This window comes from Candidatus Jettenia sp. AMX1 (assembly GCF_030263775.1).
GTDB classification, from domain to species: Bacteria; Planctomycetota; Brocadiia; order Brocadiales; family Brocadiaceae; genus Jettenia; species Jettenia caeni.
The window spans coordinates 21,019-37,009 of record NZ_SZPP01000033.1 but is presented as its reverse complement, the minus strand read 5'-3'; the positions used below and the strand labels follow the sequence as shown (position 1 = coordinate 37,009).

The 15,991-nt window shown below is 40.4% G+C and carries 13 protein-coding genes and 1 riboswitch; of the genes, 4 read left to right on the top strand and 9 right to left on the bottom strand.

All coding sequences use genetic code 11. The annotated features are described in order from the left end of the window. Positions 1-37: 37 nt before the first annotated feature. The 6 genes from FBQ94_RS10885 to FBQ94_RS10855 form a co-directional block, all read right to left on the bottom strand. Positions 38-817 (bottom strand): hypothetical protein, encoded by a 780-nt coding sequence (locus FBQ94_RS10885; protein WP_007221438.1) that lies wholly within the window; start codon positions 815-817, stop codon positions 38-40. Between the two features lie 105 nt (positions 818-922). Continuing rightward, a riboswitch (cyclic di-GMP riboswitch) is annotated at positions 923-1,027 on the bottom strand. Between the two features lie 828 nt (positions 1,028-1,855). After that, entirely contained in the window at positions 1,856-2,089 is a 234-nt protein-coding gene (locus FBQ94_RS10880; RefSeq protein WP_007221441.1) for a YgiT-type zinc finger protein, read from the bottom strand. 90 nt (positions 2,090-2,179) lie between these two features. Then, positions 2,180-2,464, bottom strand: a complete 285-nt coding sequence (locus tag FBQ94_RS10875) for a DUF4258 domain-containing protein (protein WP_007221442.1) — start codon at positions 2,462-2,464, stop codon at positions 2,180-2,182. Positions 2,465-3,384: 920 nt separating this feature from the next. Continuing rightward, positions 3,385-3,666, bottom strand: coding sequence for a hypothetical protein (locus FBQ94_RS10865; RefSeq protein ID WP_285442128.1), 282 nt, complete (start codon positions 3,664-3,666; stop codon positions 3,385-3,387). Further along, entirely contained in the window at positions 3,653-3,904 is a 252-nt protein-coding gene (locus tag FBQ94_RS10860) for a hypothetical protein (RefSeq protein WP_007221444.1), read from the bottom strand. Before FBQ94_RS10860 ends, FBQ94_RS10865 begins: the two co-directional genes overlap by 14 nt. Before the next feature lie 79 nt (positions 3,905-3,983). After that, the gene (locus FBQ94_RS10855) at positions 3,984-7,868 is read right to left on the bottom strand and encodes a UvrD-helicase domain-containing protein (protein WP_007221445.1); all 3,885 of its coding nucleotides are present in this window, start codon (positions 7,866-7,868) and stop codon (positions 3,984-3,986) included. A 190-nt stretch (positions 7,869-8,058) separates the two neighbouring features. Here FBQ94_RS10855 and FBQ94_RS10850 point away from each other — a divergent pair, with 190 nt between their 5' ends. The 3 genes from FBQ94_RS10850 (at position 8,059) to FBQ94_RS10840 (ending at position 10,487) form a co-directional block, all read left to right on the top strand. Beyond that, positions 8,059-9,216, top strand: coding sequence for a nucleotidyltransferase family protein (locus FBQ94_RS10850; RefSeq protein WP_007221446.1), 1,158 nt, complete (start codon positions 8,059-8,061; stop codon positions 9,214-9,216). A 185-nt stretch (positions 9,217-9,401) separates the two neighbouring features. Then, positions 9,402-9,857, top strand: a complete 456-nt coding sequence (locus FBQ94_RS10845; RefSeq protein WP_007221447.1) for a hypothetical protein — start codon at positions 9,402-9,404, stop codon at positions 9,855-9,857. A 135-nt stretch (positions 9,858-9,992) separates the two neighbouring features. Further along, the gene (locus FBQ94_RS10840) at positions 9,993-10,487 is read left to right on the top strand and encodes a peptidylprolyl isomerase (protein ID WP_040543650.1); all 495 of its coding nucleotides are present in this window, start codon (positions 9,993-9,995) and stop codon (positions 10,485-10,487) included. A 129-nt stretch (positions 10,488-10,616) separates the two neighbouring features. On the opposite strand, the gene arcC is transcribed toward FBQ94_RS10840, so the two are convergent. Genes arcC through FBQ94_RS10825 form a run of 3 tightly spaced genes read right to left on the bottom strand, consistent with a single transcriptional unit; the run spans position 10,617 to position 13,601 of the window. Further along, on the bottom strand, positions 10,617-11,567 hold the full coding sequence (gene arcC, locus FBQ94_RS10835) for a carbamate kinase (RefSeq protein ID WP_007221449.1): 951 nt from the start codon (positions 11,565-11,567) through the stop codon (positions 10,617-10,619). A 1-nt stretch (position 11,568) separates the two neighbouring features. Further along, on the bottom strand, positions 11,569-12,888 hold the full coding sequence (locus FBQ94_RS10830) for a cyclic 2,3-diphosphoglycerate synthase (RefSeq protein ID WP_007221450.1): 1,320 nt from the start codon (positions 12,886-12,888) through the stop codon (positions 11,569-11,571). A gap of 26 nt (positions 12,889-12,914) precedes the next feature. Further along, a complete protein-coding gene (locus FBQ94_RS10825; RefSeq protein ID WP_007221451.1) occupies positions 12,915-13,601 on the bottom strand; it encodes a dTMP kinase in 687 nt (228 codons plus the stop codon). Positions 13,602-13,817: 216 nt separating this feature from the next. On the opposite strand from FBQ94_RS10825, the gene FBQ94_RS10820 reads away from it, so the two are divergent. Further along, on the top strand, positions 13,818-15,968 hold the full coding sequence (locus FBQ94_RS10820; protein ID WP_007221452.1) for a HEAT repeat domain-containing protein: 2,151 nt from the start codon (positions 13,818-13,820) through the stop codon (positions 15,966-15,968). Positions 15,969-15,991 lie beyond the last annotated feature (23 nt).

The window sequence follows — 15,991 nt, the reverse complement described above, 5'->3', positions numbered from 1 at the left end:
TATGATGAAATTAGGAATGCCGGAAAGTTATGCGATCTCATAAATTGCATACTACAGGGAAAAACTGCTTTTTTATCGGATTTGTGCAACAAAGCCATTCTAAATTAATAACTCTGGGTTCGTTATAACTGCTCCATACCAAATTTTCATCTTCATCCTCAACTCCTAAATGAATTCTATAACCATTCCCTATAAATCTTAAAGAGAAATTTGCAGGTTTACCACTTCCGTTAGGAGCATTCAGTTTAAAAAAAACTCCTTTTTTATCTAATCCCCCAACTTTTAATTTAGAATATTTGATCTTATAAGTTCCTGGTTCATTTATCAAAATATCGATAGAACCATCTTTTTCATTAATATGGAAAGACTGCACCCGCATCCAATATTTTTTGTTTCCGTGTTGTTTTCGTAATTTATACACTTGCAACATTTCTTCACGATTTTCGTCAATCCCTTTGCCAGGAAATACCTTTATATTTAAAGGCCTCTTTATTTTAGAGGTCCCAGCATTTTCTACTTTCAAAGAAAATAATCCAATTATATCCTCGTTATATGGCATTACTTCTGATTCAGATAATGTTATATTAGCATCTTCTTTCAATGCATTTGACGGAACTTCCAACATTAAAGCTGTTTTAGTACTTAACGTTATATTAATATTACCACTTCTAACGCCCAAATATTGAGTAGCAGAGTTTTTTTCTTGCGATAAAGCATTTTTAGAAATAAAAACACTTATAAACACGAGCAAAAAGATATTTAATACGATATGAAGTAATCCAGACACCACATCCATTTGCTTATTTGTTGTATTCATGCTTCTCTCTTTCCTAACTGCTTTATCAGAAGTAATAATTATTTTACGGTAAAATGATAATGAAACAAAAAAAGCCTTACTGCAAAGATATTTGTTAAAAACATCTTCGGCAGTAAGGCTATCTTTCTGATATTTCTTATCTGGAGATGACTTGAGCTGAGATCCTACACTTTGCGCCCCCTGATCACTCAGGGTTTACCTTTATCGTGGTATTTGTACCGCAAAATTATTTTTACCACTAAACCATTTGTAGAATTATATGTCAAGGGAAAAACTAATTGTTTATTTGAATAGTTCTCTTTTACTTCTTGTTTAATAAAATTTTTTATCTTTTTGAGAAATAGGCATATTGGTTTGATTATATCTATTTGCCGGATAGGATGGGCATACATAATTACTCAAGATAAGGTGCAAACCTGACCTGAGAGCTATCCAAAAAGACTATATTTTAAGGGTTATTGAGAATAAGCCAAAGCCAGGAGCAATCAAAGGAGAAGTAATCCTCCTTGTCTCCTTTAGAAACTTATCCTTACCTACAAGTCGGGTAGAGAGTGAAGGGAAAGGCGCAGTAAACCAGGAGGAACATGAAGACCTGGGGATGCAAAATTTTGTATCTGTACTGAGCATGTTGAACGGATAAAAAGCAGAGAGAAAAAAATATGAAAAACCGTAACCATTGAGTTTTCAGAAAGAACTATCAGGCAATACAAGCATTATAAGAGAAGCGAAGCAGGTGATGATTCACATACACCCTTAATCCTCTATCAAAGGGTTAAGGAGTGCGTTCAGGAATCGACATGATTCCCCATTATGGGTTCAATTGTACCTTGAACCCCTATCCTTTACATGGAGTCGGTAGCTCATGTTGTTCTCATAGTCTCAGCGCCAGGGAAATATTTCAAATTGAGGGTTCAGGTTATAAACCTGAACCCGCTTGAGTAAGATTTTACGAATCTCCTGTCAAAGGTAGTCTCATGTATGATTCATGTAACTACCGAATAAGAGAACAATGACCAGGAGTATTTCTATGTAAGTTGTCTATAGGTGTGCAACTGGTATCGTCTCAGTTCTTTCAGGAAGCCGTTTCCCATTGGCAATCTCTTCGACTGCCTGTAATATTGTGGAATGATAATATCGGTAACCACACGTATCGCATACACCAACAGGAACGTCTTCAAGCATAATAAAGCCAGTCTTATGCTTAAAGATCTCCTTTTTTATCAAACGCTTTTTTACAATACCTTCACAGTACTCACATGTATAACCGTACATTTTTTCTCCTCAATGCTCTATATGCATGGACAAACGGAGTTTGTCCATGCCACCCTAACCCTGTATAAATAAAATCAATTTTCTATACAATCAGGTAATTTTGTAAACCGTTATAATTAGGAAAACTCCTGTTTCCTTAAAACGACCTACTACTCCTATTATTGTAGAGCGATCCGTACCTGTTCCTTCTATCACAAATTTGACGCCACGAGGGTCATTTTTCTCTGTCTTTTTAATTTTACCACGTAAAATGGCACTTTCAATATCACAAATATCAAGGCTATCCTCTGCCATTTCTTCTACAGCATGATACGTCATATCATAGTTACCCGATCTCATGGTATCACGTATCTTTTCAATTGTTCGCCGGGGCATTGTTACGACTCCAATCTCCTGTATGCTAATCCTTGTACCATTCCTCTTTTACCATTGCAGAATGCGGCTATATTATGTATACATTGTAACACGTGAGGTATATTCAAGCAATTTTAAACCTTTTGTTTAGATTTTTTCCCCAACTATATCCAAATCCTGAAAGTACTCCATACCTACTGCCTTGAGGGACTGATGACTCGAAGGTTTCACTCGGAACTGGCGTTTCGTGGAATGCATAACCTTCTCTTATTATTCTACCCTCATCTGAAGAGGAAAAACGGTAAGAGTTTCCCTGCTGAAAGAGAGCAAAGAGAAGCTGGTGGTGGTCCTTGATAGCAATGGTTTAAAGGTATACTAAGAAGGTGAATGGAAGATAAGATTTAGAAAATTATTTGAGGTCTCCCAGAGGTATAAAAACATAGGTTTAATCCATTGTCTTCGACCCATTGCGGGTTCAATTTTGCACATTGAATCCAGATGCTTTGCGCGGAGTCGATGGCTCATATTGTTCTCATAGTCTCAGCGCCAGGGAAATATTCCACATTGAGGATTCAGGTGATAAACCTGAACCCGCCCAGAGAAGCAAGGTAAACCAAGAAGAACACGAAGTACACGAAGAAAGAATGACCTGGAGACGCAAGATTTTGTGAAAGACGTAGAGAAACAAGATCTTGCGTCTCTCCTGAGCATATTGAACAGATAAAAATGAGATGTGGAACTCTCTCATTCTTCATGTACTTCGTGTTCTTCGTGGCGTTTTAAAGATGTGGGTAGGGATAAGTTATTAAGGGGGACTTTAAAAATTTCCCCTTAATAAAGGGAGCAAAGGGGTTGTAATCTGCATACAGATAAAACCGGCTGAACTTTTGCGGAAAACCTGATTTATTTAGCTATAAATTTCATCGTTGTTTTTATTGAGATCAGGATATCTCTAATATCTCTATTTTCACACGGTAGCCAAGTTTATGGAGATAGTCGCAGCAGTCGTCCCAATACAGGCCAAATTCTCGCACATCGGCAAGTCCTATCCGCGCGGTGATGTCTCTTAAAAGCTCAAAATACTGATCTTCAAAATCAGCTTCTCTCATCATATCCTCTGCCCAACTTATAAGATTTGATGTGTCTATTCTTCTGTTGATATAATCTATCAGCATATTTACGAGCATTTCTCTGGTTACAATCATGTCCTTATTCTCCCACATTTTTATGGCCCTCGTCTTTAGGAGTTTTTTCGTGAATTTCCATTAACTGATCTATGTCATTATAAATTTCCTGGTAAAACCTGGCAGTCTCTTCGCTGGCATTTACCTCTTTAACGTATCTCGCCCTTCTTCCGTGTCTGCCTTTTACCTCAAGCCAGTATTTTCTACCGCCATTATTGAGTTTCTCCCAATGGGGAAATTTTCTTTCATGTAATTGTCTTCTGTCTTCGATACTCATTATGATTTGTCCAAAAGAAAGAATATTTGGTTTGTAAATCGTTGAATATCAAATAATTTTACCAGATTATCATACATTTTCAAACAGATATGATCTTGCCTGATCTGAGGAAGATGAATTTGAACTCAGGGTTGTCTCTGTTAAGACATCGCTTTACTGCTTCAGTATAGACCTCTTTTTGATGGCGGTATTTACCTAACTTCTCTGCAAACTGATCGCCGGCACGAACGTTCTTCCCACTATTACCCGCAAAAGAAACCGCTTCCGCAAAGGAAAGGTCTGTTGTCTTCATCGTGTCTGTCTTGTACTCAGCAATAATGATACGGTTATCTATCTTATAGAGGATATCGATTTTTCCTCTCATAATTTGTCCATTCCACGGAAGTAAGAAGGGCACTTCCCGCCCAAGAATTTCCGCACTTTGCAGCTCTCTGTATGCCTCCGAATCAATAAAATCCAACAGTATTTTGAATGTCTCTGCTTTTATAAACTCCAGGTCCCGCGCTTGTATTGTATACAGAGATTTTGTAACCATCCCTTCATATATTCCCGGAGAGGAAAAGAATGAAGGGTTGATATAAACCTTAGAACCCCCTTCTTCTGGAACAGAAGTTGATGTATGTATCGGAGTCGTTGACATAACTCCTGCATCCTCATTTTGCGTGGTGAACACCCATCCCATAGTGGATTCTGTTAATCTGCAGAGTTCTTCTCTCGTCCCGTGGAAATCCCATCTCTCCAATACATAATGACACATGGAGCCAATTAACATAGCAAGGTTTAAACGGTCTTCAGCAATCTTCCCGACTCCGCCACTGAAAGCAGGGGGGGGCTCCTGGTGAGATATCCCTTCCGCGGAGAGGGACGTTGGGGAGATGAAGACAGGGGTTTGTTTTATCTCATCCATTGCCTGTTTACGCTTCCTCCATATTTCCACCCAAGATACCCAATCAGCACTCCACTTTTTCTCCCTTTGGGTTTTTGAGGGACGACGTATACCGTCGAATTTGAAATGTTCTGCAAAAATCTCTGCATTTCCTAAAGAGATTTTTTTTCTACTGGAGGAATTATTTTTTAATCCCCCTTGATCACCCTTTAAAAAAGGGGGAGAATGCCCTTTATCTCCCTTGAGAAAAGGGGGAGATTTTGGTGTTTTTTCAAAAGAGGAAATTTCCGGCGTTTTTGTAGAAGGTGATGAAGGGCTATTTTCTGAATCTGCGGGCAAGCTGCTAGTGCTCGTAATTATTTCGCTATCAAACTCAATACCTGCGGATTTCTTCATCGATTGTGTAATCAGTCCCATATAGGATTTATCATCGTACTTCAATAAACCGGTAAGGATGAGTCGTTCCTTTGCTCTGGTCATTGCCACATAGAGGATCCGTTTCTCTTCTTCCCATGAGCGGTCATTTAATTTTTTTTCAATGAGAATACTGTGAAGATTCCTTACCTGCCGGTTCCCTCTGCCAATCACTATGCCCGTTGTGGATGTAGACCAATCGAATACGGCCGGACCCGGGACTTCATTGTCATTTCTTACTTCACCGTGTAAGTTACCCAGGATTACGACAGGAAATTCCAACCCCTTCGATTTATGGATTGTCAGGATTTTCACGACATCCAGCGTCTCGTCGGCGAGAGGACTCTCTCCCTCTTCCTTTGCCTCCTTTATTCGCCTGGTTATACGGCCGATGAAGGTTTTCAAAGAGATCGCATCAGATTGTTCCTGATCGCATGCCATCTGGTAGAGTTTCCGGAGGTTAGCCAGCTTCTGTTCGCCGTGCCATGCAGAGGCTGTGATCTCGGCAATATGGGTATTGTCCATAATCTCGTCAATAAGCTGAGAAACGGGAAGTATGCCTGCACGAGCATGGAATTTTCTGAGAAGGTTATAAAACTCTTTTACTATGGGTATAAAATCGGGCTGATTCAGGGTTTTGTCATTTTCTTTTAATCCCCCTTGATCCCCCGTTAGAAAAGGGGGAGAATTTGTTTGATCCTCCTTGAGATCCGAGATGTCTTTACGGTAATCGAACAGATTATGTATCCGAAGCTCGTATATCTCACGGTCGGTTAAGCCTACCATAGGCGAACGCAGCACACCTGCCAGGGCAATTGTATCGTAAGGGTTTTCTGTAATACGGAGGAGATTCATAAAATCGAGAACTTCCTGGGTAGTATAGAAGTATTTTTCACCTTCTACAAGGTAAGGAATACCGTATCGTTTAAAGGCCTCAATATACGGCCTTACCTGGGTAAATGCGCGCAGAAGCAAGGCGACATCCTTGTATCGGAACTTTCGCAGTCTATTTTCTGCCAGTTCATCCCTTATAGCTTCATTATTTACCTGTTTTATTATCCATCGTGCAATCCACTCGGCCTCAGCCTCCCTCGATTCATCGGCTTTCATCTCCTTTCCCTCATTATCAGACACAAGGATGATCTCAACTGTTTGTGAGGGATGTGCCTTCGGTCTATTGGCATGGATTGGAATGTAGCAAGGTTGCAAGCCAGGCCGTTCTATCATGATTCTTCCATCAAACAACTGGTTTATTACATCAATGATACCGCTATGGCTTCTAAAATTTTCCTGTAATTTTAAAACCTCGTTCGGCCTGCAAATCTGTTTTACTACCTGCTCATAGGCCTCAATATCTGCCCTGCGGAAGGAATAAATGGATTGCTTGGGATCGCCAACAATAAAAAGCTTTCCCGGCTCAGGGACTACCTCACAGGCTTCCCCGCTATAATGTCCCGATGCTTCGGAAAGGAAAAGAACGATTTCATACTGAACAGGGTCGGTATCCTGAAACTCATCCACGAGTATGGCCCTGAACTCAGATTTCAGTTTATCCCGAATAAAACGGTATTCACTATTCCGGAGCAAATCCCTGGTTAAGGTAAGAAGACCGTCAAAAGAGACGTACCCCTGTGATATATACGTTTGCCGAAAAGCCTTTGCAAACGGGATGATGAGGTCTAATACGACCTTTATAAACCCATCATCAACAGTTTTTAACTTCTTTAATAGATTATGACTCTCTTTTACCAGCGCCTGTGCTGTTTCAAATCCTCCGTTTGTCCATCCCGCCTTTGCCTCAGAAGCTTTCTTATCAAGATCGTACTCCAGGTTGTTCAAATGGCGAATGCCTTGTTTCTTTATGGTATCAAGAATCTTTAATAATTCCTGTAGTTGTGAAAGGAGGTTATTCTTTGGCTTCTCACAGGAAGGGATAATTTTACCAATCTCGCTTCGTAACGGATCCAGTATCGTATGGCGCCATTCATCATCAGGGCTTGACATAAGAGAATTAAAAGGGATAGTAAACCCTGACAAGCGTTTTGCTAATTCCTTAAGCGACCCAAGGTCTAATCGCTTGAGTACATATTTCCAGATATGTGCACGAGGGGAAGCGAGGGTAAGCTCTGTATCCAGCCACTGTGTCCATTCTTTATCAAATAGCTCATCAAAGACATCCCCTTCATCCACGACAAACCCGGGAACTACACCTGATTCAACAGGATACAGGCGCAGGATATAGGCGGCAAAGCTGTGAATCGTTCCAATAACGGCTTTATCCATATCCTCAAGGGATTTCCTTGCACGACGTTCAATCTCACGATACGTTACCTGATAGGTATCACGGATGTGAGCCAGAAACGATTCTCCTTTCATCTTCTCGTCTTCTGAGGCATTTCCCCTGATAACAGCGACAATCTTTTCCAGTTCTCCCAGCAATCTCATCTTTATATCGCTGGCAGCCTTCTCGGTAAACGTCATGGCAACCACTTTTTGGATGGGACTTTCCTCTTCTTGAAGCCTTTTGTGGCCTAAGAGTACATGCAATACCCGGTTTACCAGAAGTGTAGTCTTGCCGGTTCCTGCACCAGCCGTCACAACGATATTTCTTTCCTGTTCGAATACCGCAAGTTTTCTTGTAGCATCATCGATAGGCTTTTGCATAATAGTGTATTGCTCTATAAAAGATTTCTCTTCCGTTACATAAGGCGAGGATAAATTTGTAAAGATGCAAACCCGAAGGTTTGCCCTGCGTTTGAGCTTTATAGTTAATAATACAATTTTTTATTTGAAATATCAGGATAATTTTAAATAATGACAATAGGATATGTCCATAGAATAAGGAGGTAAAATTATGAAAGCTATGATCCTGGCAGCAGGGGAAGGAACGCGGGTAAGGCCAATAACGTTTATGCTTCCCAAACCCATGATTCCCCTGGTAAGGGCGCCAGTTATGGAACTTATTATACAACATCTGAAATCCTTTGGAATTGATCAAATTATTATAAATACCAGTCATCTTGCCCCGCTTATAGAGAATTACTTCCGGGACGGAGATCGCCTGAATGTGCAAATTGCCTATTCATTCGAAGGGAAGCTTGTGGATAGGGAACTCAGAGGAGAAGCCCTTGGCTCGGCTGGAGGCATGAAAAAAGTACAGGATTTTTCGGGATTCTTTGATGGTACTTTTATGGTAGTATGCGGCGATGCATTTATTGATCTTGATATATCAAAAGTCCTGGAATTCCACATAACAAAAAAATCTATTGCAACAATCGTTTTAAAAGATATTCCCCGCTCTAACGTTTATAAATACGGGGTTGTTCAGACGGATGATACAGGGAGGATTTTAAAATTTCAGGAGAAGCCAAAGATTGAGGAAGCAATTTCCACAGTGATTAATACCGGTATCTATATTTTTGAGCCTGAAGTGTTTGATTATATCCCAACAGGTGTTAAATACGATATCGCAAACGACTTATTCCCTGGACTTCTTCAGGCAAACAAACCGGTCTATGGAGTATCTATTCCCTTTCAATGGATAGATATTGGCTCTATTCCTGATTATTGGGAGGCATCACGACTGATTCTCTTAGAGAAAGTGAAGGGATATTCCATACCCGGACATCAGATAAAAAAGGGAATTCATACAGGAATAAATCTCAAATTGAACCTGGATAAACTTAAGATCGTTCCGCCGGTATACATTGGCAGCGGCACAAGTGTTGGGGATGGAGCAGAGATACGCGGTCCTACGGTAATAGGATCTAATTGCGTTATAGACCCTGGGGCAATAATCAGGGAATGCCTTATCAGTGATTACACACGGATAAGTAGTGTAGCAAAACTGGAAAGGAAGATTATCTTTGGTAAAAATTGCATAGACCCGTCGGGAGAATCGCTCGATATAGAAGAGTATCACATTGGATGGGTTGTGGATGATGTCAGAAAGGAATCTGAAATTTCAGAAACTCATAAATTACTTATTGAACTTGCGAAAGAACTTTTATAAGCAAAACCTTACATAACACAGAAAATACCTCTATATTCGCAGTAACAATTCCTGCCTGCCGGTATGTCCCCAAGCTACTATTTCCCAATTTCTCTTCTTGACTAAAATGCCTATTTACTATACAGTGATAGAAATTATTTTTGAGCATTGATGTAAACGTTTGGATTTATCAGAAAAACAGATACATGAACCTCTTCCAAAAATTAAAACCGGGAATTCCTAAAAAAGGTCTTTTCTATATCGCTACCGCGGTGTGGGGATTTGTCTCATTTCGGATCCTTTCTATTGGGTTTGATGATATTTTTGAGAATACATCATTTTACTGGATATTCCTTTTAGCCGGCGTCTTACTATCTATTCCTTTTTTCAAATTTTTCTTCCTCAGGATCTCGAATAAACATATCAGGAGAATACTCAATGCAAAAAGTGAACGGCCTTGCCTTTTCTCTTTTTTTGATATCAAGGGTTACGGCATCATGGCTTTTATGATTGCATTAGGGATCATTGCACAAAAAATAAGAATCGTTCCACTTTTGTACATAGGAACGTTTTATATTTCGCTGGGGCTCTCTCTTTTCTTTTCCGCTCTCCACTTTCTTATCTCGGGGATACGGTATAAGCACATGAGCATCTGCAGATAAATGGGAAAACCTAAAATCCCAAGATACTTAAAAATATTATGGAATAAGAACCTGTAATACAAGGGACCATCTTTTATGAGTCTGATGTAGGGCAAGGCTTTAGCCTTGCTCAGAAAACTTTAGAAAGGAGCACAAATGAGTAAGAAACAATGGAGCAGTCCACCAGCAATGTTGATCGATCCCAAGAAAATTTACTATGCAACGATGGAAACCGAAAAAGGTACGATTGAAATACAACTCTATCCGCAATATGCCCCGAAAACAGTCAACAACTTCGTTTTCCTGGCCCGGGAAGGCTTTTACGATGGCATCAAGTTCCATCGGGTAATCAGCGACTTCATGATCCAGGGCGGTGATCCCACAGGCACCGGTAGAGGCGGTCCCGGATATAAATTCGAGGATGAGGTAAAGGGAAATCCCCTGGCTCATGAGACTGGGGTGATCTCAATGGCCAACGCAGGACCAAATACCAACGGGAGCCAGTTTTTTATCACACACTCACCACAACCACATCTCAACGGTAAACATACTGTCTTCGGTAAAGTAACCAGCGGCAAGGATGTCGTGGATGCAATCCGTCAGGGCGATATGATTACTAAGGTAACTATTCGTGAAGCTGAAGGCTCTTAAACCGGGCATACTACGTATGCCACGGAACACAACAGGAAAAAGAAAGATGAAACAACCTAAGCCCAAAGGGCTGTTATGATTATAGATAATGCACAATCACGAATAAATAACCCCGAAGGGGTGAAATGATTATAGACCCTTTACCATTATTGTACCCGTATTACCTTGCAATGCCTCCTTGACCTTATCAAGAGAGGTAATGATTGCTGATCTTCCTCCCCAATCCAGGAAATTTATGGCTGCTTGAATTTTTGGGCCCATACTCCCTGGAGGAAAGTGACCTTCTTTCATATATTTTTTAGCATCATCTATGGTTAATCTGCCGAGGGCATGTTCGTTTGATTGTTTGAAGTTTAAGAAGGCATGTTCCACATTCGTAAGCATCATAAGACAATCTGCCTTGATACCCCGCGCCAGAATACCAGAAGCAAGATCCTTATCAATTACAACATCAACGCCTTCCAGGTCTCCATCTTCTCTCATAACAACCGGAATGCCACCGCCGCCGGCTGCTATGGCAATATCACCCGCTTCCAACAGCTTTTTTATAGCCCGCTCTTCTACAATCCCGATAGGGTTCGGAGAAGCAACAGCCCGCCGGTATCCCCTATGAGAATCTTCCACGATGTGCCAGCCTTTTTCCTGACGGAAGTATTCCGCCTCTTCTTTCGTAAAGAAAGGACCTATGGGTTTGGTGGGATTTGAAAAGGCTTTATCATGTTTATCGACAATAACCTGTGTAACGACAGTAACTACACACCTATCAATTCCTTCTTTTCGCAGCCGATTGGTTAAGGATTGTTGGATCATATATCCTATTGCGCCCTCAGTATCTGCCACGCAGATACTGAGGGTAAGTTCCGGTACCTGATTCCGGCCAGCATCTGACATGAGCAGCATATTACCTACCTGAGGTCCATTCCCATGCGTAATAATTACCGCATAGCCTTGCTTCAAGCAGTAAACGATACCATCCAGACTCTTCCGGATATTCTCAAACTGCTCTGCAATAGTACCCTTTTGCCCCTCACGGATGAGGGCGTTTCCTCCTAAGGCAATTACGATAATTCGATCTTTCATGCTACAATAATTTTTTTTCTATAAGTTCTTTCAGGGTAGGTGTGCCTATTTCTTGCAGTTCATAGCGAACCCTATCAGTTGGTTTATCTATAAAGATAAGCTTCCTTAAGTCAATGGGTGTGCCAATAATCACCATATCGCATGGAATACGGTGTATGGTTTCCTGTAACTCTTTTTTCTGGGAATGTCCATAGCCCATCGCAGGCAACAATTTTCCTATGTGGGGATAATTTCTGAATGTTTCAGCAATAGATCTTATGGCAAAGGGTCTTGGATCGATAATCTCCCCTGCTCCATATTTCTCTGCTGCCAGGATTCCGGCGCCAAAGGCCATACCACCATGTGTTAAGGTTGGCCCATCCTCTATAACCAATACTCGTTTGCCCTTTATCAGTTCCGGCTCTTCAACAGTTATCGGTAATGCAGCATCCACAATGATGGCGTCTGGATTTAATAATTTTACCTGCTCTTTCAGGCGCTTTACATTCTCCGGCTCCGCCGTATCTTCCTTACTTATAATGATACTATGTGCCATCAGGAGATTCGTTTCTCCCGGATAGTAGGTAATCTCATCTCCTGGACGGTGCGGGTCAACGATGGTAATATGCATATCGGGCACATAAAAAGGGATGTCGTTATTACCTCCATCCCAGAGAATAATATCTGCCTCCTGTTCAGCTTCTCGTAAAATAGCTTCATAATCAACTCCTGCATATACCACCGTGTTGTGTTCTATATGGGGTTCATATTCTTCAATTTCCTCGATAGTACAGTCATGTCTTTTAAGGTCATCATAGGAGGTAAATCGCTGTATACGCTGTTTGGCAAGATCACCATAAGGCATGGGATGCCTTATAACAACAACATTCTTCCCCAGTTCTTTGAGAATTTTGCAAACCTTTCGTGAAGCCGGACTCTTGCCGCAACCTGTCCTTACAGCACAGATAGCAATAACGGGTTTTTTACTCTTTACCATAGTTTGCCTTGCACCGAGGAGAGTAAACTGTGCACCTGCCGCATTCACAAGGCTTGCTTTATGCATAACATATTGATACGGCACATCGCTGTAAGAGAATACCACCTCGTCAATAGCATGGGATTTTATAAGCGTTATTAATTTTTGTTCCGGTTCGATAGGGATACCCTTTGGGTACAGTTTACCTGCTAATAAAGGAGGGTATTGCCTTTCGGCAATATTTGGTATTTGTGTTGCTGTAAATGCGATCACTTCATATTCGGAATTATCACGAAAGCACATATTAAAGTTGTGAAAGTCCCGTCCAGCCGCTCCCATGATAATGATTTTTTTTCTCTTTGGCATGTGAGCCCTCCTCTCAACCTTTCCTATCATTTTTTTATCAACATATCCACCATTACATTCCATATCCTGTCAGCAATTACTTGTTCAGACAGCAATTGGCCATTCTTTATACAATCGATCATTATCCAGTTATTTTTTCCCTTCACAATTTCCAGAAAGGTTTGTTGAGCATATCGCAGATGATGTATATCCTCTTCATGAATATCTTTTTTTTCATCTCCGAGATACGTGCGCTGTTCTTTCTTTTCAATAAGCCGGTACGCTATCTCTGCCGGTACATAGAGCAAGATATTCAAATGAGACCTTGGGACAGCAAAGATAGCATGTTCTAAGATATCCAACCATTGAAAAAATTTTTCTCTCTGAGCAGAATCACTGATTTTTCCTCCCTGGTGAGCCATATTATCACATACATAGCGGTTCGATATGATAATCTTGCCCTCTCTTAACCACGTATTCATTTGTTCTTTGCACTCCCATCGGTCTCCTGCGTAAAGCACTGATGCCAGGTATGGACTTACTATCTCTGCACTGCCAAACTCACCTTTAAGGTACTTTACAATCATATCGGCAAAAAAGGTTTTACCGTACTGGGGAAAGTCTGTAGTGACGGCAGGGTAACCCTCTTTTAGCAAACGCTCATACAAAAGCTTTGTTTGCACTGTTTTACCACTACCATCGATACCGGTAATAACAACTAATTTTCCCCGCATTCCATATTCTCCAATTTTCGTTTATCTCATTTTTCTGTACAGATATCTATTGCTTTATAGCAATTTTATCGCTATTGTCAATATTTTATATCGAAACTATAAAAATTTGAGAGATTATCTTCTATGTTGACCTGAGAAGTAAAATCTGCTACATTTGATATCCTGTTGAAAGTCCATAACGAATCCTTACTCTTTTCTAAAACACCGATAGAAACAATGTCAGAAAACAGTTGTATATATGCAGAAAAAATCAGAATAAAGATTTATACAATACTGCTCATCTCGATAAGTATAATAAGTTTTTCAGGATGTGGTGTATTTTCTAAGAAAGTTACCATTGATAATGTAGTGACAAAAACTGATATTGAACTCCAGCGCAAGTTAGAGGAATGGACAGAACAGCTCTACTCTAACGACCCCACAGTAAGAAGCTCCGCGGCAGTTTCTCTTCTGGGTTTAAACCTTCTCCATGCACAGGAACCATTGGTAAAGATATTAAGGAATAATGGTGAGCGTGAGGATGTGCAGATATCTGTCATTAATGCATTTGGATTCACCAAAGATGACCGCGCAACAGATATTTTGATCGATTTATTGGATAGTGAATCCGCTCCGATTCAAACTGCTGCAGCCGAATCACTTGAAAAGTTGAAAACAAGAAATTCTATACGAAAAATGTCTGAGACAATGCTCGATCCTAAACAGTCTATAAGTGTTAAGTTATTACTGGCAAAATCATTGGGCAATACAAATGACCGGGATGCTGTCGATCCCTTGATTAAAACGCTTTCAATGGATGACATCAGATTGAGACAAGTGGCCATGGAATCTCTGGAAAAGATTACGAAACAACCCAACATGAATGATTCAGCATGGTGGAGAGAGTGGTGGACCCGTAACAGATCAAAAACACGTGAACAATGGCTTGAGGATATTGTATCAAAGCAGGAAGAGAATACACAACAGTTGGAATCAAAGATTGAGGAATTAAACTTCGAAATAGCCCAAAAGTTTATTAAACTGCTTGAAGTTCGGTCTGATAAAATGGACCCAAAGCCATTAATTGAGGCGATGGAGAGTGATTATCCCAACGTAAGGATATTTGCTGCAAAAGAATTGGTAAAGATTAAGGAACCATCAGTAATCAATGCATTAATACATGCCATATCAGACGAACAGAAGGAGGTTCGCATCGAAGTGGTTCAGGCACTGGGAGAAATTGATAATGACGATAGAGTCATCAAACCCTTAATTCAGTCTTTAAGCGACACGAGCCTTGCGGTCAGAAAAGAAGCGGCAAAAGCCTTAGGTAAACTGGGAAAACGTGAAGCAGAAGAAGATTTAATTTTAGCATTAAATAATAATACCGATATCTCTCTTATATGTTCTATAATAGAATCTTTAGGGCAGATTGGAGATACACGGGCGGTTGATCCTCTTATTACTTTTTTAGGACATAAAGAACCAAAAGCACGGGAATGCACAGCCGCTGCACTTGGAAAGATCCGTGATGCGCGCGCAATGGAGCCTTTAATTGCCGCCTTGAACGATGAACAGGAGCGCGTACGTTGGTATGCCGCTGATGGCTTAGGGAAAATTGGTGACCCTCTCTGCGTAGAATCACTTATCAAATTACTTTCTGACCCCAGTGCGCGGGTAAGAGAATCTGCCGTAACGGCGTTGGGACAGATAGGGAATCAACAATCGATAGAATCGTTATTAAAAGCGCTTCAGGACGTTGATAAACGGGTCGCAGATCAAGCTGCCGAATCTCTCCTGAATATAAAAAAGATAGATTTTGAGGTTATGGATTCTATAGCAACTACCTTTTCTACCAACAAGGATTACAAAAGGGCGGAAATTATTTTAGAAAGGCAAATTGCAGAATATTCAACAAAACCAGAATTCAAAGAAGAGATTTTACAAGCTAAGATTAAATTAGCCAAAACACTCTTTACCATGAAAGACCTTCAGAAGGCGCTTGGTATTTATGAAGAGCTGGTAAAACAATTTCCGGACGATGATACCATAAAAATCCATCTTATACAGTGCTTAAAAGAGATGAAACAATTTGATCGTGCCCTGGAATGGTATACCATTTGGATCAAAGAAACATCCCGAAATAATCAATTATGCTGGCAAGGCCGTTTGGATATCGCAAATGCTATGTTTGAACAAGGAAAGTATGAGAATGTAAAAAGCCTCATCGACGGCTTACAAGTGGAAGATCTCAATTTAGGCGGAAGCGAATTCAAGCAAAATTTTCAAAGTTTAAAAGACGTGTCCGTAAGGGAATTATTTAATTCAAAAACGGTAAGCCAAAAATCAGAATTGGAAGAGTCCTTAAATGTTGAAAATAAAAAATAGTTCTATTTCAGGATAATTGTAAT